This window comes from Anianabacter salinae (assembly GCF_019061145.1).
In the GTDB taxonomy this organism is placed as follows: Bacteria; Pseudomonadota; Alphaproteobacteria; order Rhodobacterales; family Rhodobacteraceae; genus Anianibacter; species Anianibacter salinarum.
Genome location: NZ_JAHQZS010000003.1, coordinates 421,012 through 439,245, shown reverse-complemented (window position 1 = coordinate 439,245; position 18,234 = coordinate 421,012). Strand labels below are relative to the sequence as shown.

Here is an 18,234-nt window from a genome sequence, read left to right as displayed (position 1 = left end):
GAGGGGAGCAGCTGGACGACGGACCATTCCGGCACCCGCCCGCCGGAACCGGGCCATCACGGCCCGGCCCCATCGCAGCCCGAAGATCAGACCGCGAATTTCAGCAGCTTGATCGCCGCGAAGTCGCTGACATCGCCGCCGACGCGCTTGGTCGCGTAGAACAGCACGTGCGGCTTGGCCGAGAACGGATCGCGCAGAATGCGAAGATCCGGGCGCTCCGCGATGGTGTATCCCGCGCGGAAGTCGCCGAAAGCGATTGCGGGTGCCCAGCTTGCGATATCCGGCATGTCCTCTGCCACCAGCACCGGGTAGCCCAGCAGACGCGCAGGCTCGCCCGCCGCCAGGCCGTCGGTCCAGATGAACCGCCCTTCGCCGTCCTTCAGTTTGCGCACAGCCCCGGCGGTCTTGGAGTTCATCACGAAGGATGCGTTGGCGCGGTAGGGCGCGCCCAGCGCATAGACCAGCTCGATCAACACGTCGCCGCCGCCCTGCGCCGGGAAATCGCCGTCGACACCCGACTTGACGTGCCCCAGCTCGCCCCAGACTTCGGTGCCCGCCTCGGCGCTCGGGTAGGTCAGCATGCCCTTGGGCTTGTCGATGCCGTCGCCCGAGATGAACGCCGCCGCCTCGGTGCGCGCGAACTTCTCGGCGATGCGTCCCGCCAGCCAGCCCTCGATGTCGAAGGCGCTGTCATCCAGCAGCCGCTGCGACGCCTTCGGCATCGCCGACAACTCGTGCAGCGGGATCGACACGCGCTCGATCTGCGCCGCCCCGGTCTCCGTCTGGCTGCCGGTCTCCGACGCCCAGCCCGCGCCGGTATCGCCCAGGTCGACCAGCACGTCATAGCTTGACGCCTCGACGTTCACGACGCTGGCCACCTGCCGCAGCGACGCCGTCGCCGACAGCACCGCCTTTACCGTGTCCGAGGTCTGCGGATCGACCAGATAGCCGCCCTCGCCCGCCACCGCGCTGTTCAGCGCCTTGCCCTCAAGCTCAAGGCCCCGCAGCCCGTCGTCGTCGCCCGACCGCACATAGGCCTCAAAGGCCTTCTGATGCGGCGCCTCAAGGGTCGCGGCTCCGGCAAGGGCCGGACGGCCGCGGCTGATGGTTTTCCGATCCAGCATGGTCAGTCGCTCTTCCTGTTTGGTCAGCCTGTCAGTCACCGCGCCCTGAAACCCCTTCAGGTCGCGCACGAAATCGGTCAGCGCGGTCTTCACCTCTGCTGCCGCCGTCGTCTCGTCGCCGGGCACATCTTCCCCGGCCCAAGCCTTCGCCTCGGTCATCGCACTCTCCTCGTTGTCCTTGATCTCAGACCGTCCGCAGACCGCGCCCTGCCTCGCGCAGCGCCCCCGCCAGACCGCGCAACAGCGCCTCGGCGGTATCCGCCGCCTTCGACGCGACCCGCGCCTCGGCCAGCATCGGGAAGGTCACCAGCGACACCTCCCACAGCTCGACCTCGTCCAGCCGCCGCACGCCGCCCGCATCCTTGGTGGCGCGCACCGTGCGATAGCCGATCGACAGCCCGTCGATGGCCCCCGCCGCGATCAGCGCCGCCGCTTCGCGGCCCCGCGCCACATCCGTCAGGATACGTCCCTTGACGAACAGGCCGCGCGCGTCCTCGCGCACCTCGTCCCAGACCCCGATGGGTTCGCGCGGGTCGTGCTGCCACAGCATCTTCACCGCGCCGCCCCGCTCGGCCAGCCGCGCCAGCGACCGCCCGTAAGCGCCCGCCGCCACCACGTCGCCGCCCTGGTCCCTGGTTCCGAACAGCGATGCATACCCTGCGATCACCGTCCCGTCCGTGACCTGCACCGCGTCGCCCAGCCGCGCGAACTTGCGTTCCGGCGCGCCGACCCAAGCCTCATTCATCGCCGATCTCCACCTTGGGCAGGCCCAGCAGCGCCCGCTTTTCCGCTTCGCTCAGGAAGTCCGCAGCGCCCACGCGCCGCCACACCTGGTCGCGCTCCGCCGCCAGCGCGGGCACCTGGTCAAGGTCCGGGCGCAGGCACACCCGTTCCCCCGCGAAGCCCGACAGCCATTCGGCCACCGCCCCCGTCACCCGCGTCGCCAGCGGCAACACCGTCAGGCGATAGAACGCCCGGTGCGCCTCCTGGTAATTCGAATAGGTCGCCTCGCCGGGTATCCCCAGCAGCATCGGAGGCACTCCGAAGGCCACCGCGATCTCGCGCGCCGCCGCCTCCTTGGTCTGCCGGAACTCCATGTCCGAGGGCGAGAACCCCATCGGCTTCCAGTCCAGCCCGCCCTCCAGCAGCATCGGCCGCCCGGCGTTCCGAGCGCCCTGGTGATAGCTTTCCATCTCTTGCTGCAGCCGCTCGAACTGGTCGGGCGACAACGCGCCCTGCCCGTCCGCCCCCCGGTAGATGATCGCCCCCGACGGACGCGCCGCATTGTCCAGCAGCGCCTTCGACCAGCGCGACGCCGCGTTGTGCACCTCGACCGCGCTCGCCGCCGCCTGCATCGGAGAGAACCCGTAGTGATCGTCCTGCGGATGGAAGCTCTTGACGTGGCACACCGGCGAGACGCCATCACCCACCGCAAAGCGGTGCCGCTTGGCCGCGACGGCATAGTCATACGCCACCGGCCAGCCGTCCGCCCCCGGCACGACGCTCATCCGGTCCGAGCGCAGCACATGCAGCTCTTCCGGCACGCCGTCTGCGCCGCCGACCGCCTCGACATAGCCGCTGCCCGACAGCAAAAGCTGCCCGTAGAGCGCCTCGAACAATTCCGCCCGGCCCTGCGCCGGATTTGGCCGCGCGATCAGGTCCAGCACCGGGTGCATCTCGAACCGCCGCGCGCCGTCCTCGCAGACCAGTGGCAGCGCCGCCGCCGCCTCTGCGATCAGCTTGACCGCGCGAAACCCCACCGGGTTCCCCGCAAAGCCCGCCCGCGTCAGCGACGCTGTATCCCGCGCGCCCCAGACCGCACGCCCGCCCGTGCCCCAGGCGACGACCCGCCCCGTGGCCGAGGCCTTGCGCTCGGGCGCCGCCGCCTCTGACCTGTCGTTCCGGAACAATCCGAACACCATCCGCACTTCTCCTGATCCCTCTCGGGGCAGGCCGCGAAAGGCCCGCCCCATCGGCGTCAGATGCGGTTATCCATGATCCCCCTGAAAACCCTCCTACCCCACCGCGCGGCCCCGGCCCGCTACCGCAACACCCCCCTTTCTTCTTTGTCCAAATACGCAGCTCTCATCCCAGCGCCCGGATCTGAGGTCGTCGCCACTCCGCCGCCGGACCAAGGATCAACTCCTGCACGGCCCAGACCAGCGCATCCACCCGGTCGGGCGATCCTTGCCCGCGGTAGCCTTGCGCCGTCATCCGGCACATCTCGTCCTCAAGCGCGCCCAGTCCCCGCACATGCGCAACCCGCCCCTGCTCGTAAAGCGCGGCCACCGGCTCGGCCCGCGCCGCCTTGCCGCGCGCCGCCCGCACCGCGCGGTAGGCCACCACCGGGTCCAGCTGCCGCACCACCGCCTCGACCAGATCGCCGCCCTGATTCACCTCGGCCACCAGCCGCTCCGCCCCATGCCGCTCCATCGCCTCCAACGCCGCGCGCGCCCATTCCAGCGGCGAGACGCCCTGCACCGACGCATCCTCCAGCACCACCGCACGCCAGTCCTGCGGCGGCCCCTCCGTCACCGCGCCGACCACCACGATCCCGCAGGCGTCCGAGCGTCCGTGCCCCGTCACCGGCGGATCGACCGCCACGACGATCCGCGACAGCACAGGCGCCCGCTCGATCCGGCACGCCTCCAGCCGCGCCGACGTCCACAGCGCGCCCTCCACGTCGTCCAGCAACACCCCGTCCAGTTCTTGCCGCCCAAGCCGCGTGCCGCCATAGCGCGCGCGCACTTCCTCAAGAAAGCTCTCCGCCAGATAGGCCCGGTTCGCCTCGGTCGGCGCGTGGCTCATGACCGTCGACGGCAGCGCCAGCAGCCGCTTCAGGACATCGACGTTGCGCGGCGTCGTCGTCACCACCGCCTGCGGGCGATCCCCCAGCCGCAACGCGAATTGCAGCATGTCCCAGGTTTCCCCCGCCTTGCGCCACTTCGCCAGCTCGTCGCACCACGCCGCGTCGAACTGGGGCCCCCGCAACGCCTCTGGCTCATGCGCCGAGAACACCTGCGCCACCGCCCCGTTCGGCCAGACCAGCCGTTTCCGCGTCGCCTCCCACTTCGGCATCCGGTCCTTGGGTGAACAGGCCAGGATGCCGGACGGCCCGAACACCATCACCTCGCGCACCTGCGCAATCGTCTCGCCCACCAGCGCCACACAGTGCGCCTTCCCCGGATCGCGCGGCCCCGCGCCCTCGACCATGCCGCGCACCCATTCCGCGCCCGCGCGGGTCTTGCCCGCCCCGCGCCCGCCAAGGATCACCCAGGACCGCCAGTCACCGCCGGGCGGCAGCTGGTGCGGAAGCGCCCAGAACTCGAACAGAAAAGGGAGGGCCAAAAGCCCTCCCTCCGTCAGTCCGCCAAGGAACGCCTCAGTCCGCTCCGGCCCGCCGGAGGCGATCCAGGCGGCCCCCGATCTCGGCCCGGGCGGCCTCGAGATCGAGGGCGTATCCGCCTTCGATCCCGTCTTCCCTTGCAAGTGCGTCATCGACCTTCGCTCCTTCGCTGACCACATTGTTGAGCGCCTTCGAGAGTCCCGTGACCGCGCCTGTCACATCGCCGGGTGTCACCACCTCGCCCGCTTCCATCCGCTCGATCAGGGCATCCAGCGATCCTGACAGGCGGTTGAGGTTCTTCGCGGCGATCTGCAGCCTCCTGCGCCTGTCACAGGTTTTTCGTCTGGCCTTCTTCGTTGCCATTTTGGTGCCTCTCTCCTGCTGCCCGCACGAGAAACGAAAACGGGCGGTCCCGGGTCACCCCGGGCCGCCCGCCCACGTCTTCCAGCTTGTCCAGACCAGTACGCGCAACCGTGCGCAAAGTCAAGAAAACAAGCGTTTCCAGTTAGTTACATCACCGCGCTTTACTGGTTCGCCTCCAGCGCCCGATAGGCCGCGACATTGCGGTTATGCTCGTCCAGCGTCTCCGCGAAATTGTGCCCGTCGCGCGGGTCCAGCGTCTTGGCGACAAAGAACACATAGTCCGTCTCATCGGGGTTCACGGCCGCCTCGATGCTCGCCAAGCCCGGGTTGGCAATCGGCGTCGGCGGCAAGCCGTTGATGACATAGGTGTTATACGGCGTCTCGGCACGCAACTCGCTCTGGCGAATGCCGCGCCCCAGCACACCCTGCCCATTGGTGATGCCGTAAATCACCGTCGGGTCGGTCTGCAGCCGCATCCCCTGCTCCAGCCGGTTGACGAAGACGCTCGCCACCAGCCCGCGCTCGTCTGCACCGCCGGTCTCTTTCTCGATCAACGAGGCGAGGATCAGCGCCTCCTCTGGCGTCTCGATCGGCAGCCCGTCGTCGCGGTTGCGCCAGGCCTCGTCCAGCCGCGCTGTCTGGCGCTCCTGCATCTGGTCCAGCAGCGTCTGCCGCTGCGCTCCCACGCGCACCTCGTAGCTGTCGGGCGCAAGCGCCCCCTCGGCCGGGACCGCCGCGATCTCGCCCTCCAGCACGTCGACGGCCTTCAGCCCCTCGACCACCTGCCAACTCGTCACGCCCTCGGCCACCGCGATCCGGTAGCGGGTATCCTGCCGCTGCCGCATTTCGGTGAACAGCTCCGGCGCCTCGCCTTCGCCCGGCGAGAACTCCGCGCGCTCGACATAGCGGTTCGACGCCGGGTCAAGCTCGCGCACCTGCACGCTGCTGGCCGTCACGCCGATCCGGTAGACGATCTCGGTGCCGCAGGTCGACTGACCCCCGACCGTGACCAGGTCGACGATCTCTTCCATCGACGCCCCCGCCGGAACAAGGAAACTCCCCGCCTTCAACTGGTCCGCCTTGTCGGAATAATCCGCCCCCACGCGGAAGATGCGGCCGTTCGAAACCGCGCCCCGCTCGGCCAACTCGCTCGACACCGCCGTCAGGTTCGACCCCGGCGCGACCCGCAGGCAGATCGCCTCATCCAGCGGTCCGGCGCTGGTGTACTGGCTCTGCGCCCAAGCCACGAAAGCCCCCGCCCCGATCATCAGGACAATCAGCAATGTCAGGGTGTTGGAGGCAACGGACCGCCACATCAGGGCTTCACCTTCCCGATGACCAGAGACGCATTGGTGCCGCCAAAGCCAAAGCTGTTCGACAGGGCGACGTCGATCTTGCGTTCCCGCTTGGCGTTCGGCGCAAGGTCCAGCCTCGGCGTCACGGCGGGATTGTCGAGATTGATCGTCGGCGGGGCGACCTGATCGCGCAGCGCCAGCACGCAGAAGATCGCCTCGACCGATCCAGCGGCCCCAAGAAGATGCCCGATCGAAGATTTCGTCGACGACATCGTCGCCGTGTCCGCCGCATCCCCCAGCAACCGCTCGACCGCTGCCAGCTCGATGGTATCCGCCATCGTCGAGGTGCCATGCGCGTTGATGTAGTCGATATCCGACGGCTCCAGCCCGGCGCGTGCCAGGGCGGCCTTCATCGCGCGGAAGCCGCCGTCGCCATCCTCTGCCGGGGCCGTGATGTGATAGGCGTCGCCCGACAGGCCATAGCCCAGCACCTCGGCATAGATCTTCGCGCCGCGCGCCTTGGCGTGCTCGTATTCCTCAAGCACGACGATCCCGGCGCCCTCGCCCATCACGAACCCGTCGCGGTCCGCGTCGTAGGGCCGGCTGGCCGTCTTCGGATCGTCCGCGCGCTTGGTCGACAGCGCCTTGCAGGCGTTGAAGCCCGCGATCCCGATTTCCGAGATCGACGCCTCGCAGCCGCCCGCGACCATCACTTCTGCATCTCCCCACTGGATCAGCCGCGCCGCATCCCCGATGGCGTGCGCGCCGGTGGAACAGGCCGTCACGACCGCATGGTTCGGCCCCTTGAAGCCGTACTTGATCGACACCTGCCCCGACACGAGGTTGATAAGCGCGCTCGGGATAAAGAATGGCGACACCCGGCGCGGACCCTTTTCCTTGATCAGCACAGCCGTCTCGGCAATCGTGTTCAGCCCGCCGATCCCCGACCCGATCATCACGCCGGTGCGCTCGCGGTCCTCATCGGTCTCGGGCATCCAGCCCGAATCCCGCACCGCCTGGATCGCCGCCGCCATGCCGTACATGATGAACGTATCGACCTTGCGCTGTTCCTTGGGCTCCATCCAGTCGTCCGGGTTGAACGTCCCGTCCGACCCGTCGCCGCGTGGAACCTCGCAGGCATACGTCGTGGCCACCCGCGACGGGTCGAAGGATTTGATCCGGTCCGCACCGGACTCGCCGTCCAGAAGACGCTTCCAGCTTTCCTCGACCCCGCATGCCAGCGGAGTTACCAGACCCAGACCCGTGATCACCACTCGACGCATCGACACGCCCTTTCTTGTTCCAGATGTTGCGTCCAATTACCCCGGCGCGGGGGAAAGTCGCAAGGGCGCGGCAGCCAATCGGCGGCAGCACGCGGTCACAATCCGCCCAGCCCGGGCGCCGGAAAACGAAAACGGCGCCCGAAAGGGGCGCCGCACGTTTGTCCGATCTCTCGGAGGAAGGCGCTTATTGCGCTTCCTTGATGTATTTGACGGCATCACCAAAGGTCTGGATCGTTTCCGCCGCGTCGTCCGGGATCTCGATGCCGAACTCTTCTTCGAACGCCATCACAAGCTCGACCGTGTCGAGGCTGTCCGCGCCGAGATCGTCGATGAACGACGCCGACTCGGTCACTTTTTCCTCTTCAACGCCCAGGTGCTCGACGACAATCTTTTTGACGCGATCTGCGATGTCGCTCATATCCGTTCCTCACAGTTCTTCGGGGTCCGTTCCCGTATTTCCTTGCCCCCTCAGGGGCGGCTCAGGTTCCGCGGCTGGCACGGAACATGCCCGACGCGAAAACGCGCCCCCGGCAAGATGGGCCGCCTATAGCACATCGCACGGGGGGCGCAAACGCTTTCGCAAGCGCCCTCAAAGCATCGCCATTCCGCCGTTGACGTGCAGCGTGGCCCCGGTGACGTAACCGGCCTCGGCACTGGACAGATAGGCGACGGCACTGGCGATTTCCACCGGATCGCCCATGCGACCGGCAGGGATCTGCGTCAGGATCTTTCCCTTCTGGTCGTCGTTCAGCTTCTCGGTCATCGCGGTGGCGATGAACCCCGGCGCGACGCAGTTGACGGTGATCCCGCGGCTTGCGACCTCGTAGGCCAGCGACTTCGACGCACCGACCAGCCCGGCCTTGGCGGCAGCATAGTTCACCTGCCCCGGATTGCCGGTCGCCCCCACCACCGATGTGATGTTCACGATCCGCCCGAACCGCGCCTTCATCATCCCGCGCAGAACCCCGCGCATCAGCCGGATTGAGGACACGAGGTTCACGTCGATCACCGACTGGATTTCCTCATCCGACATCCGCATGAAGATGTTGTCGCGCGTGATCCCGGCGTTGTTCACCAGAATGTCGACCGCGCCCATCGCCTCGACCGCCTGCTTGGGCAACGCCTCGACCGCATCGGCGTCCGACAGGTTGCACGGCAACACATGCGCCTGCTCGCCCAATTCCGCCGCCAGCGCCTCCAACGGTTCGACCCGCGTGCCGGACAGACCCACCGTCGCCCCCATGCCGTGAAGCGCCGAGGCGATCGCCCCACCGATCCCCCCCGACGCCCCGGTGATCAGCGCGCATTTTCCCGTCAGGTCGAACATGGTCGTCTCCTTAAAGCCCGTTGCGGACAGCTACCCGATGCCCGCGCTCCTATTCAATGGCCTAGAACGGTCGCGGCTATACCTCATGAACGCCAAAATCCCCTGTAATCAGGAATGGTGCCCCTGCGGCATGGTTGTGGAAGGCAAAGCTCGTGGCGAAGTTCATTTCCGTAGAGACACAGTTCACTGCACAACCGTCCTTTCTGGACAGTCTGCTACCTGCAGGTCTCAGTGGCGAGACGCGCAACTTGATCGTCGCATGCTTCGTGTTTGGCGCATTTCTTATTCTCACAAGTGCGCTCTTCGCACCCGCCAGAAGACGCAGCGGAGGACCACGCCGAACGTCTTCGTCAGCGTCGCGCCGCCCAAACCGTCACTGGCGCCCGACCGTGATCTACCCGTCGGCCATCTCCGACAAGGACAGGCAACGTATGGAACACCGTGCAAAGGCAATGGCCATCGTGGACGCTGTTGATTTCAGAACGCAGCCCCTGATGAACAAATCCGAGTATCGCCAGTTCAGCGCCATCGAACGGCGTGTATGCGACCTCAAGGCCGGCTACCGCGTCATGGCTCAGGTGTCCCTTGCCGAAATCATGCGTCCCGTCTCGAACGACGAGCGCGCCGCCAAGGCCGCAATCTGGGAGCTGAACACGCGCCGCATCGACTTTGCAGTCATTGACGGCGCCGGTCACCTGGCGGTCGCGGTCGAGTATCAAGGACACGGACATTACCAAGGCGGTGCCTTTGCCCGTGATGCAATCAAGCGTGAAGTCATCCGCAAGTCCGGGGCCGAATGGATGGAGATCGAGGCGGATGCGTCTCCCGATGCATCTGCCAACGCCATCGTTGCCCGTCTCAGGCGCCGAGGCTCTCCACGGCAGCCCTGACCTCGTCCGGCGTGCCGATGTTGCGCACCGCGATCTCGCGGTCGATCCGGCGGACCATGCCCGACAGCGCCTTGCCCGCCCCGATCTCCCAGGTCTCGGTCACGCCTTCGCCCGCCATCCAGGCCACAGACTCGCGCCAGCGGACCGAGCCCGTCACCTGTTCCACCAGCAAGGCCCGGATGTCCGCGGGCGTGTCCACGGCAGCGGCCCGCACGTTCGCCACCACCGGCACCTTCGGCGCTGCGATCGTCACGCCGTCCAACGCCTCTGCCATCGCCCGCGCGGCAGGCTCCATCAGTGCACAGTGGAACGGCGCGCTCACCGGCAGAAGGATCGCGCGCTTGGCGCCCCGCGCCTTGGCGATCTCGACCGCCCGCTCGACCGCTGCCTTGTGCCCCGAGACCACCACTTGTGCGGGGTCGTTGTCGTTGGCCGCCTGGCACACATCGCCCTCTGCCGCCTCACGCGCCACCGCTTCCGCCGTCTCGAAGTCCAGGCCCAGCAGCGCCGCCATCGCGCCAACACCGACCGGCACCGCCTCCTGCATCGCCTGACCGCGCAGCCGCAGCAGGCGCGCCGTGTCAGCGAGCGAGATCGCGCCCGCCGCGCACAGCGCCGAATACTCGCCCAGCGAATGCCCCGCCACGAACCCCGCCGCCGTCACCTCGATGCCCTCCGCTTCCAGCGCGCGCATCGCCGCCATCGACGTGGCCATCAGCGCGGGCTGCGCATTGCGGGTCAGGGTCAGATCGTCCGCCTCGCCGTCCCAGATCAGCGCCGACAACGCCTCGCCCAAAGCCTCATCGACCTCGTCGAACACAGCCTTCGCCGCTGGATAGGCGTCGGCCAGCGCCCGGCCCATGCCGATGGTCTGCGCTCCCTGTCCGGGAAAAATGAATGCACGGGTCATGTCGGCTCCTCCTCGCGTGGCGTGTCAGAGCGGATAACGCGCAGTGCCCGGCGGCGCAATCGCGCGCGGGGCACCTGCTTTCGTCAAGCAGAGATTTCGGACGGGCCCAGCGGCGGAAACACCGGCCGCGCCTGCGTGCGCGGCTGCCGATAGGACGCCATGCGCTGCTCGATCGGGGTCAGGTCGTGCGACAGCCTGTCATGCAGCGCCAGCAGCGACGCCTCGTCCCCCGTGGCGATCAGCACCGGCACGCCGCCCTGCTTGCGCCGCAGCTTGAGAGCCTGCCGCACCCCCGGATCACGCGGATGCTCCATCACCAGATCGCCGATCTCGCCAAAGGGGATGTGCTGGCACTCCTGATCCTTGGTGTCGCCGCAGCGAGCCCCGACGCGCAGCGTCTCGCGTGCAAGATCGACCTGAACGATATGGCCGACGCCGACCTGCCGCAGCATCAGCCGCCAGAACGCAAAGGCCACAGCCAGCCACAGCAGCACGAAACCCGGCACCAGCGCCGCACTAGTCACGCTCGACAAAAGGGCAAGCCAGGCGCCCAGCATGACCAGCCAGGACGCATAGAACAGCGCCAGAAAGATCGCCCGCCCCGACAGCAGGTAGTGACGGGGGATCTGCTTGCCCGTCTCGATCGTGTAGCCCCAGTAGGTCTCGCGCACCGACAAGTTGGTCGGGGCGGACAGGCGGGCGAGAACGGACTGGGCAAAACGGATCATGGGAACGGAACCTCGGTCATTGGGGGCAGCGGTGTTCCTCCCATATGTGCTGCCGGAACGTGGCAAGTTTCGGGCCGGTTCCGCGCGATATCGCGGAACTTCCAAGACGGACCCGGATCATGACCCCGCACAATGTCCCGGCAACATGGCCCTGCAGCATGCCCTTGCATCATCGCTTGCATCGGCGAGGTCGCCCTGTATAAGGCCGCATCCTTCCGTATACCCCTTGACCAGCGTGACCTCTCGCGGGCGGCCGGCGGAAGGCCAAACGGCCATGCCCTGTGAAGTGCGCTTGAAAAAGATGGAGAGACCATGCCGCTTTACGAGCATGTGTTCATTTCGCGTCAGGACTTGTCCAACACGCAAGCCGAAGGCCTCATCGAACATTTCAGCACCATCCTCGCGGACAACGGCGGCAAGGTCGTCGAGCACGAGTATTGGGGCGTCAAGACGATGGCCTACAAGATCAACAAGAACCGCAAAGGCCATTACGCCTTCCTCAAGACCGACGCGCCCGCGCCGGCCGTGCAGGAAATGGAGCGTCTGATGCGCCTCCACGACGATGTCATGCGCGTCATGACAATCGCGGTGGACGCCCACGAGGAAGGCCCCTCGGTCCAGATGCAGAAGCGCGACGAGCGTGATCGTGGTGACCGCCCTGATCGTGGCGACCGTCCCGACCGCGGCGATCGCCGTCGCTGATCCAGAGAAAAAGGAGCTAAACCATGGCAGCTAAACCATTTTTCCGCCGCCGCAAGGTCTGCCCGTTCTCCGGCGACAATGCACCCAAGATCGACTACAAGGACACCCGCCTTCTGCAGCGCTACATCTCTGAGCGTGGCAAGATCGTGCCGTCCCGTATCACCGCAGTATCGGCAAAGAAGCAGCGTGAACTCGCCCGCGCGATCAAGCGCGCCCGCTTCCTCGCCCTTCTGCCCTACGCCGTGAAGTAAGGAGACAGGCACATGCAAGTCATTCTTCTCGAACGTGTCGCCAAGCTTGGCCAGATGGGCGAAGTGGTGAACGTCAAGGAAGGCTACGCGCGCAATTTCCTGCTTCCGCAGAAAAAGGCGCTCCGGGCTTCCAAGGACAACATCAAGGCCTTCGAATCGCAGAAGGCGCAGCTCGAAGCCCAGAACCTCGAAACCCGCAAGGAGGCCGAGGCGCTTGGCAAACAGCTGGACGGCCAGCAGTATATCGTGATTCGGTCCGCATCGGACTCGGGCGCGCTTTACGGCTCCGTCTCGACCCGTGACGTGTCGGACGTGGTCAGCGAAGGCGGTATCACCATCGACCGCCGCCAGGTCATCCAGCCCCAGCCGATCAAGGAACTGGGTCTGCACGAGATGACCATCCGCCTTCACCCCGAAGTCGAGGTGACGGTCGAGATCAACGTCGCACGCTCGCCCGAAGAGGCCGAACTTCAGGCATCGGGCAAGTCGATCCAGCAACTCGCGGCCGAGGAAGAAGCGCAAGCCGAATTCGAGATCGCGGAACTGTTCGACGACATCGGCTCGGCCGGCATGGACGACGATGGCGACGACCAGCGCCCGTCGCGGTCAAACACCGACGACGACGACGCCTGATCGTTTCCGCAACCGGACGACGAAAACAGGGGCCGCATCCGAAAGGATGCGGCCCCTTGACGTTCGACCAGGCCTAACTTGCCAGAAGAATTGCCTCGCGCCGCTTGATCGAGGGGCGCGCAGCGCCAAAGGCCTCGCGCTCCTGCCCACCGCAAAGCTGCGGGAACAGCGCCAGGATCTCGGCCCGCTGCGCCGCGCCCATCGCCCCGACGCTGTAGGTGCCGGGGTGGAAGCTTTCCGACCACATACCGTCACTCAGAACGATCTCGTGGCGGTCGAACAGGATATGCACATACGTCACCTCCGGCACCTCATCGCGCGCCACGCCCCGCGTGACTCCGCACAGAAAATCGGCCGGGGCGAACATCTCGCCTTCCTCGAAATAGACACCGCATCTGCGGTCGGTCAGCAGCACCCGGTGCTGCGGCGACAGATGCATGTCGCGCGACGGAACGTTCTCGCCAAAGGCGCCCCGCGCGATCCGCACCGGCCTCAGTCGGGGCGAAGTGGCCAACTCACGGGCAGTCACCGCACGCCGTCCGGCCCAGCGCACCACCTGAAAGCCGTTGTCGCGGGTCAGCACCCTGTCCCCCGCAACGATGTCCTCGATCGGCTTTTCCCCGGTGATCGTGGTCACACGGGTTCCCGGCGTGAAGCAGGGCACGAAACTGCCATAGCCGGTGCCGCCCGTGATGCTGCCGCCGGTCTTCTGATAGCGCGCCCCGTCGACCAGAACCGCATTGGTGCCAAAGCCCCAGACGTTCTGCGTGACACCGCCCTGGCTGAACACCCACAGCGTGATCGGCGCGCCGACGGGGTTGCCGAGGTCGTCGATCTGCTGAAGCGTGTGGAAGCTCTCGGATTCGACGGTCTGGCCATTCGCCACCATGCCCTTGCCATTCACGATGACATGGTTGGCCGCGTTGTCGTCCTCGAAGGTGTTCGAGCTTCCGCCGGTATCGTTCAGTGAGATGCGGCTGCCCTGCCCCGCCGTATAGCGAAAGATCGTGCCGTTCGGCGTATCGCTCTCGTTGATGATCGCCGATCCCGGCGCCAGCGAGGGCGAAGTGCCGTCGACGACAAGCGCCTGGTTGTCGAATGCAAAGAATTCACGGATCGCCACGGCATGTCCCCCTGCGGTTCATTCGCTGAACCCAAGGACTGGATAGCGACACAATCAGGCGCCAACGGGGTTAAAGCACGAAAATTGAAAGATGTTTTTGCGTCGCGCGAACATGCCTACCAGTCAGAACAAGCGGGCACGGTGGCAGAAATCGGACGCCGTGACGTGCCATCCCCAGCGCGGATGACCTGTTCGTCGATGCGGGCGCAAACGGCAACGGTGTTCAGCTAGAAGACAGCCGGCACGACCTGGCGGGCAGGTCTGAAGGCAACGCCGCCAGCGCCGGCAAGGGCGGGAAACAACTCAACCAGTTCGGCGCGCTGCGCGCCGGTCATCCGCGCGATGAGGGCAGAGTTCGGCCGGAACGACTCGCTCCAGACCCCATCGGCCAGAACGATCTCGTGCTGTTCGAACAGGATATGCACATAGGTCACGGCATCGGCCCGTTCGGTCCGAATGCCAGGCGCGCCCACGCGGGCGAGAGCGTCTCCAAGCCGCTCTTCCCCGCAAGCCTCGGACCCCTTGCACAGCAGCCCGTGACTGGGCGAGACGCGCATGTCACGGCTCGGAACCCCCTCGCCCAGGCTGTCCTTGGCGATCACCACGGGCAAGAGATCCGGCTCGGCCGCCAGCTTGCGCTTGCCGATCCGCCGCCGCCCGACCCAAAGGACGGGCTGGAATCCGTTGTCACGGGTCAACAGGCGCTCGCCCGGCTGCACGTCTTCGACGGGCTTCGGGCCTCGCGCGGTGGCGATGATACTGCCGACGGTGAAGCAGGGCACGCCGGGATTATTGTCCGCCCCCTGCGCCGCATCAGAGACGTTGGCCAGATCAGCCAGATCGGGCGCCCCGGATGTCGCGCCGGATGTCGAGCAGGATCTGTCCGCCGTCCATCCGCCAGGTTCGAAACTCATGTCCATCCCCGCACTCCCCGCAGTTTCCCCTAGGGCAAGAGTAGTCGCACGCGAATATGGACTGGATACGGACAGCTCGCGGCGAGATCGCGGCAGCCTTGCCTTTCCAGCGCCGCAAGAGTGAACAGGCACCGACGAAAAAAGGCCGCCCCGGAGGGCGGCCTTTGTGTCATCCGTCAGGCGGAACCGATCACTCCTCGTCGAGCTTCTCGACCTCGGCCTGCAACTCGTCCTTGGACACTTCCTTCTCGGTCAGCGTCGCCTCTTCAAAGATGTGGTCTACGACCTTGTCCTCGAAGATCGGCGCCTGAAGCTGCTGGCGCATCTGGGCGTTCTGCTGGACGAACTCGAAGAACTGGCGCTCTTGGCCCGGATACTGGCGCGCCTGGTTCATCACCGCCTGCGTCATCTCGGCGTCAGTCACCTGAACCTCTTTCACCCGGCCGATCTCGGCCAGAAGAAGCCCCAGCTTCACGCGGCGTTCGGCCAGCGTCTTGTGTTCGTCCGTCGGCTCGACATGCGCGTGGTCGTGGCCCTGAACCTCGGGGTTCTCTTCGTGCCACAGCTGGTGCGCGATCTGGCTAGCCTCGGCATCGACCAGCGACGGCGGCAGATCAAAACTGACCGCCCCGTCCAGCTTGTCGAGCAAGCGGCGCTTCATCACCGCGCGCGCGGCCCCGGCGTATTCCGCTTCAAGACGCTCGCGAATCTGGCCCTTGAGCGCATCGAGGCTCTCGGCACCGTATTTCTTGGCCAGCTCGTCGTCGATCTCGGCCGCTTTCGGCGCCTTGACGGCCTTCACGGTGCAGTCGAACGTCGCTTCCTTGCCGGCAAGATGGCTTGCGCCGTATTCCTCGGGGAACGACACCGTCACGGTCACGTCATCGCCCGTCTTGGCACCCACAAGCTGCTCTTCGAAGCCGGGGATGAAGGAATTCGAGCCCAGCGTCAGCGGATAATCCTCGGCCGCACCGCCCTCGAATGCCTCGCCGTCGACCTTGCCGACAAAGTCGATCACGATCTGGTCGCCGTCTTCCGCCGCAGCGCCCTCTGCGCGGTCGTCAAAGGATTGGGCGTTCTCGGCCAGACCCTTGAGCGCATCGTCGACTGCAGTCTCATCCGCCTTGACCACCAGCTTTTCCAGCGTGATCGAGGAGGCGTCGAATTCCGGGATCTCCGGCAGCGCCTCGTAGGTCATATCGACCTCGACGTCATCGCCCTCTTTCCAGTCCTCGTTGGTCATCTTGACCTCGGGCTGCATCGCGGGGCGGTCGCCGGTCTGCTCGAAATGCTCGGACATCGCGCCGTCCACGGCTTCCTGCATCGCCTCGCCCAGCAGCTTCTGGCCGAACTGCTTTTTCAGCAGCGCCATCGGCACCTTGCCCTTGCGAAAGCCCTTCATGTCGATCTCGGGCTGCGCTTCGGCCAGCTTTTCATTGACCTTCGCGTCAAGCTCGCTGGCGGTGACCGTGATATGGTAGCCGCGCTTCAGACCGTCGTTGAGGGTCTCGGTGACCTGCATGGGATTCCTCACAATACATAAGGGGGCGGCCCAGCCGCCCTCCGGGAGATTTGCGCTTTACTAGAGGGGGCAAAACGGGGGATCAACCCTGATTCGCCGGGCGAACAGGCGCCCGCGACGGGCTGGTGCGGGTGAAGGGACTCGAACCCCCACGCCAAAGGCGCCAGAACCTAAATCTGGTGCGTCTACCAATTCCGCCACACCCGCATCGCCGCACCGCTTAGCAAACCGCGCGCGCGGGGGCGAGGGGGATTTCGCGCCGCCGGGGCGGATCAGTCCGCGATCAGCCCGCGCATCACCTGCGGCAGCATCTCGGGAAGGTCCTCGGCGATCAGCCCGGGGCCGAAGGCGCGGGCGGCGGCGCGGTGCACGAAGGCGCCGGTCGCCGCAGCCTCGAACGGCGCGCCGCCGCGTGCCAGCAGCCCGGTGATGATCCCTGCCAGCACATCGCCGCTGCCCGCCGTCGCCAGCCAGGGCGCGCCCTGCCCGTATCCGCCGGACATCACGGCCGCGCGGCCGCCCGGCGCCGCGATCACCGTGTCCGGCCCTTTCAGCAGGACCACCGCCCCGGCCCGACTGGCCGCGGCGCGCGCCATGTCCACCTTGGACAGCGTGCTGTCGCGGGCGAGGTCCGGGAACACCCGCGCGAATTCGCCCATATGCGGGGTCAGCACCGCCCCGGCGCAGCCTTCAAGGGCGGCGAAAAGATCACCGGGCGCCTCAGCGAAGGCCGTCAGTGCGTCCGCGTCAAGCACGAGTGCCCGCCCCGGCCCGGCCGCTGCCCGCACCAGCGCCGCCGCGCGGTCCACGCCCAGCCCCGGCCCCACGCACAGCGCGTTCAGCCGCGTATCCTGCACCAGATCGCTCAGCGCCTTGGCCGTTCCTGCCTCGGCCAACATGATCGCCGTCGTTTGCGCTGCGCATTCCGGCAGCGCGCCCTTCGGCGCCGCCAGCGTCACCAGCCCCGCCCCGATGCGCAGGGCCCCGCGCGCAGCCAACCGCGCCGCGCCGGTGCGAAAGGCGGGCCCCGCGACGATCACGGCATGTCCGCTGTCGTACTTGTGCCCGGCCCCGGCCTTGCCCAGCGCCAGGAGCGGGCCGTCCAGCAGCTGCGCCGCCTCAGGGCAATCGCGCCCGTCCAGCCCGATGCTCGCCACCTCGAGGCGCCCCGACAGCTCTGGCCCCCGCGCCAGATGATGCCCCAGCTTGGCGGCATGAAACGTCACCGTCAGGTCGGCGCCGGTCACGGTCACGCCATCTTCGGCCAGCATCCGGCCACTGTCGGCGTCCAGCCCCGACAGGCAGTCCACCGCGACCAGACGCGCCCGCGCGCCGCCGCGCGCCAGCGCCGCCTCGCGCGCCGCCAGCACCTCTGCCCCCACCCTGCGGGACAAACCGGTGCCGAACAGCGCATCGACCACGACGTCGGCCGCCTCGCCCTGCCCTGCGTCCGTCAGCGCGCCCACCGGGCCATCCCACAGCGCCCGCATCATGGCGGCGTCACCGTCAAGGCGCGCGGGATCGCCAAGGCCAAACACCTCGACCCGCCAGCCAAGATCGCCCAGCCGCCGCGCGATCACATATCCGTCGCCGCCGTTGTTGCCGGGCCCACACAGAACGACCGCCCTCGCCCGGCCAAGGTCCGGCCAGGTGCGCCGCATCGCCGTGACCATGCCGCGCCCCGCGCGCTCCATCATCTGCGCGCCCGTCGCCTCACCGCATTCCATCGCCGCAGCCTCGATGGCGCGCATTTGGGCGGATGTCAGAAGATCGGTCATCATCCTCGCCTGTTCCGTTTGCAAACCGCCGCCGAATGGATCAGT

At 67.0% G+C, this 18,234-nt stretch carries 19 protein-coding genes and 1 tRNA gene; 4 read left to right on the top strand and 16 right to left on the bottom strand.

The features are described from left to right. Window positions 1-86 precede the first annotated feature (86 nt). From KTJ87_RS11170 to fabG, 9 genes are all read right to left on the bottom strand, one after another. Window positions 87-1,307 (bottom strand): phage major capsid protein, encoded by a 1,221-nt coding sequence (locus KTJ87_RS11170; protein ID WP_267139259.1) that lies wholly within the window; start codon window positions 1,305-1,307, stop codon window positions 87-89. A 1-nt stretch (window position 1,308) separates the two neighbouring features. Further along, window positions 1,309-1,869 carry an HK97 family phage prohead protease gene (locus tag KTJ87_RS11165; protein WP_267139196.1) on the bottom strand — a complete coding sequence of 187 codons (561 nt, stop codon included), beginning with the start codon at window positions 1,867-1,869 and terminating at the stop codon, window positions 1,309-1,311. Then, a complete protein-coding gene (locus tag KTJ87_RS11160; RefSeq protein ID WP_267139195.1) occupies window positions 1,862-3,046 on the bottom strand; it encodes a phage portal protein in 1,185 nt (394 codons plus the stop codon). Before KTJ87_RS11160 ends, KTJ87_RS11165 begins: the two co-directional genes overlap by 8 nt. A 163-nt stretch (window positions 3,047-3,209) precedes the next feature. After that, on the bottom strand, window positions 3,210-4,622 hold the full coding sequence (locus KTJ87_RS11155) for a DNA-packaging protein (RefSeq protein ID WP_267139194.1): 1,413 nt from the start codon (window positions 4,620-4,622) through the stop codon (window positions 3,210-3,212). Next, complete coding sequence (locus KTJ87_RS11150; RefSeq protein WP_267139193.1) at window positions 4,507-4,833, bottom strand: hypothetical protein; 327 nt, start codon at window positions 4,831-4,833, stop codon at window positions 4,507-4,509. The genes KTJ87_RS11155 and KTJ87_RS11150 overlap by 116 nt, the downstream gene beginning before the upstream one ends. A 161-nt stretch (window positions 4,834-4,994) precedes the next feature. Then, complete coding sequence (gene mltG / locus KTJ87_RS11145; protein WP_267139192.1) at window positions 4,995-6,149, bottom strand: endolytic transglycosylase MltG; 1,155 nt, start codon at window positions 6,147-6,149, stop codon at window positions 4,995-4,997. Further along, the gene (fabF, locus tag KTJ87_RS11140) at window positions 6,149-7,411 is read right to left on the bottom strand and encodes a beta-ketoacyl-ACP synthase II (RefSeq protein WP_267139191.1); all 1,263 of its coding nucleotides are present in this window, start codon (window positions 7,409-7,411) and stop codon (window positions 6,149-6,151) included. The genes mltG and fabF overlap by 1 nt, the downstream gene beginning before the upstream one ends. Before the next feature lie 184 nt (window positions 7,412-7,595). Then, window positions 7,596-7,829, bottom strand: a complete 234-nt coding sequence (locus KTJ87_RS11135) for an acyl carrier protein (RefSeq protein WP_267139190.1) — start codon at window positions 7,827-7,829, stop codon at window positions 7,596-7,598. A 171-nt stretch (window positions 7,830-8,000) separates the two neighbouring features. Further along, window positions 8,001-8,738, bottom strand: a complete 738-nt coding sequence (gene fabG, locus KTJ87_RS11130; protein WP_267139189.1) for a 3-oxoacyl-[acyl-carrier-protein] reductase — start codon at window positions 8,736-8,738, stop codon at window positions 8,001-8,003. Window positions 8,739-9,127: 389 nt separating this feature from the next. Between fabG and KTJ87_RS11125 the strand changes: the two genes are divergently transcribed. Then, on the top strand, window positions 9,128-9,628 hold the full coding sequence (locus KTJ87_RS11125) for a DUF2726 domain-containing protein (protein WP_267139188.1): 501 nt from the start codon (window positions 9,128-9,130) through the stop codon (window positions 9,626-9,628). On the opposite strand, the gene fabD is transcribed toward KTJ87_RS11125, so the two are convergent. Then, window positions 9,597-10,538 carry an ACP S-malonyltransferase gene (gene fabD / locus KTJ87_RS11120; RefSeq protein WP_267139187.1) on the bottom strand — a complete coding sequence of 314 codons (942 nt, stop codon included), beginning with the start codon at window positions 10,536-10,538 and terminating at the stop codon, window positions 9,597-9,599. The genes KTJ87_RS11125 and fabD overlap by 32 nt on opposite strands. Before the next feature lie 83 nt (window positions 10,539-10,621). Then, a complete protein-coding gene (locus KTJ87_RS11115; RefSeq protein WP_267139186.1) occupies window positions 10,622-11,266 on the bottom strand; it encodes a hypothetical protein in 645 nt (214 codons plus the stop codon). Window positions 11,267-11,578: 312 nt separating this feature from the next. On the opposite strand from KTJ87_RS11115, the gene rpsF reads away from it, so the two are divergent. Genes rpsF through rplI form a run of 3 tightly spaced genes read left to right on the top strand, consistent with a single transcriptional unit; the run spans window position 11,579 to window position 12,852 of the window. After that, a complete protein-coding gene (gene rpsF, locus KTJ87_RS11110) occupies window positions 11,579-11,968 on the top strand; it encodes a 30S ribosomal protein S6 (protein WP_267139185.1) in 390 nt (129 codons plus the stop codon). A 23-nt stretch (window positions 11,969-11,991) separates the two neighbouring features. Continuing rightward, window positions 11,992-12,219, top strand: coding sequence for a 30S ribosomal protein S18 (rpsR, locus tag KTJ87_RS11105; protein WP_005982441.1), 228 nt, complete (start codon window positions 11,992-11,994; stop codon window positions 12,217-12,219). A 12-nt stretch (window positions 12,220-12,231) separates the two neighbouring features. Further along, window positions 12,232-12,852 carry a 50S ribosomal protein L9 gene (gene rplI / locus KTJ87_RS11100; RefSeq protein WP_267139184.1) on the top strand — a complete coding sequence of 207 codons (621 nt, stop codon included), beginning with the start codon at window positions 12,232-12,234 and terminating at the stop codon, window positions 12,850-12,852. Between the two features lie 73 nt (window positions 12,853-12,925). Here the strand turns inward: rplI and KTJ87_RS11095 are convergent, their stop codons facing one another. The 5 genes from KTJ87_RS11095 to KTJ87_RS11075 all read right to left on the bottom strand — a co-directional run bounded on the left by KTJ87_RS11095 (window position 12,926) and on the right by KTJ87_RS11075 (window position 18,189). Continuing rightward, window positions 12,926-13,975 carry a Hint domain-containing protein gene (locus KTJ87_RS11095; RefSeq protein WP_267139183.1) on the bottom strand — a complete coding sequence of 350 codons (1,050 nt, stop codon included), beginning with the start codon at window positions 13,973-13,975 and terminating at the stop codon, window positions 12,926-12,928. 227 nt (window positions 13,976-14,202) lie between these two features. After that, on the bottom strand, window positions 14,203-14,889 hold the full coding sequence (locus KTJ87_RS11090; RefSeq protein ID WP_267139182.1) for a Hint domain-containing protein: 687 nt from the start codon (window positions 14,887-14,889) through the stop codon (window positions 14,203-14,205). 190 nt (window positions 14,890-15,079) lie between these two features. Further along, window positions 15,080-16,411, bottom strand: coding sequence for a trigger factor (tig, locus tag KTJ87_RS11085; RefSeq protein ID WP_267139181.1), 1,332 nt, complete (start codon window positions 16,409-16,411; stop codon window positions 15,080-15,082). A gap of 123 nt (window positions 16,412-16,534) precedes the next feature. Next, window positions 16,535-16,618, bottom strand: a tRNA-Leu gene (locus tag KTJ87_RS11080). Window positions 16,619-16,683: 65 nt separating this feature from the next. After that, complete coding sequence (locus KTJ87_RS11075) at window positions 16,684-18,189, bottom strand: NAD(P)H-hydrate dehydratase (protein ID WP_267139180.1); 1,506 nt, start codon at window positions 18,187-18,189, stop codon at window positions 16,684-16,686. Window positions 18,190-18,234: the final 45 nt, after the last annotated feature.

Coding starts and splice junctions, on each gene's coding strand:
- KTJ87_RS11165 (WP_267139196.1), bottom strand. CDS start 1,869: ATGAATGAGGCTTGGGTCGGCGCGCCGGAACGCAAGTTCGCGCGGCTG.
- KTJ87_RS11160 (WP_267139195.1), bottom strand. CDS start 3,046: ATGGTGTTCGGATTGTTCCGGAACGACAGGTCAGAGGCGGCGGCGCCC.
- KTJ87_RS11155 (WP_267139194.1), bottom strand. CDS start 4,622: ATGACGCACTTGCAAGGGAAGACGGGATCGAAGGCGGATACGCCCTCG.
- KTJ87_RS11150 (WP_267139193.1), bottom strand. CDS start 4,833: ATGGCAACGAAGAAGGCCAGACGAAAAACCTGTGACAGGCGCAGGAGG.
- mltG (WP_267139192.1), bottom strand. CDS start 6,149: ATGTGGCGGTCCGTTGCCTCCAACACCCTGACATTGCTGATTGTCCTG.
- fabF (WP_267139191.1), bottom strand. CDS start 7,411: ATGCGTCGAGTGGTGATCACGGGTCTGGGTCTGGTAACTCCGCTGGCA.
- KTJ87_RS11135 (WP_267139190.1), bottom strand. CDS start 7,829: ATGAGCGACATCGCAGATCGCGTCAAAAAGATTGTCGTCGAGCACCTG.
- fabG (WP_267139189.1), bottom strand. CDS start 8,738: ATGTTCGACCTGACGGGAAAATGCGCGCTGATCACCGGGGCGTCGGGG.
- fabD (WP_267139187.1), bottom strand. CDS start 10,538: ATGACCCGTGCATTCATTTTTCCCGGACAGGGAGCGCAGACCATCGGC.
- KTJ87_RS11115 (WP_267139186.1), bottom strand. CDS start 11,266: ATGATCCGTTTTGCCCAGTCCGTTCTCGCCCGCCTGTCCGCCCCGACC.
- rpsF (WP_267139185.1), top strand. CDS start 11,579: ATGCCGCTTTACGAGCATGTGTTCATTTCGCGTCAGGACTTGTCCAAC.
- rpsR (WP_005982441.1), top strand. CDS start 11,992: ATGGCAGCTAAACCATTTTTCCGCCGCCGCAAGGTCTGCCCGTTCTCC.
- rplI (WP_267139184.1), top strand. CDS start 12,232: ATGCAAGTCATTCTTCTCGAACGTGTCGCCAAGCTTGGCCAGATGGGC.
- KTJ87_RS11090 (WP_267139182.1), bottom strand. CDS start 14,889: ATGAGTTTCGAACCTGGCGGATGGACGGCGGACAGATCCTGCTCGACA.
- tig (WP_267139181.1), bottom strand. CDS start 16,411: ATGCAGGTCACCGAGACCCTCAACGACGGTCTGAAGCGCGGCTACCAT.
- KTJ87_RS11075 (WP_267139180.1), bottom strand. CDS start 18,189: ATGACCGATCTTCTGACATCCGCCCAAATGCGCGCCATCGAGGCTGCG.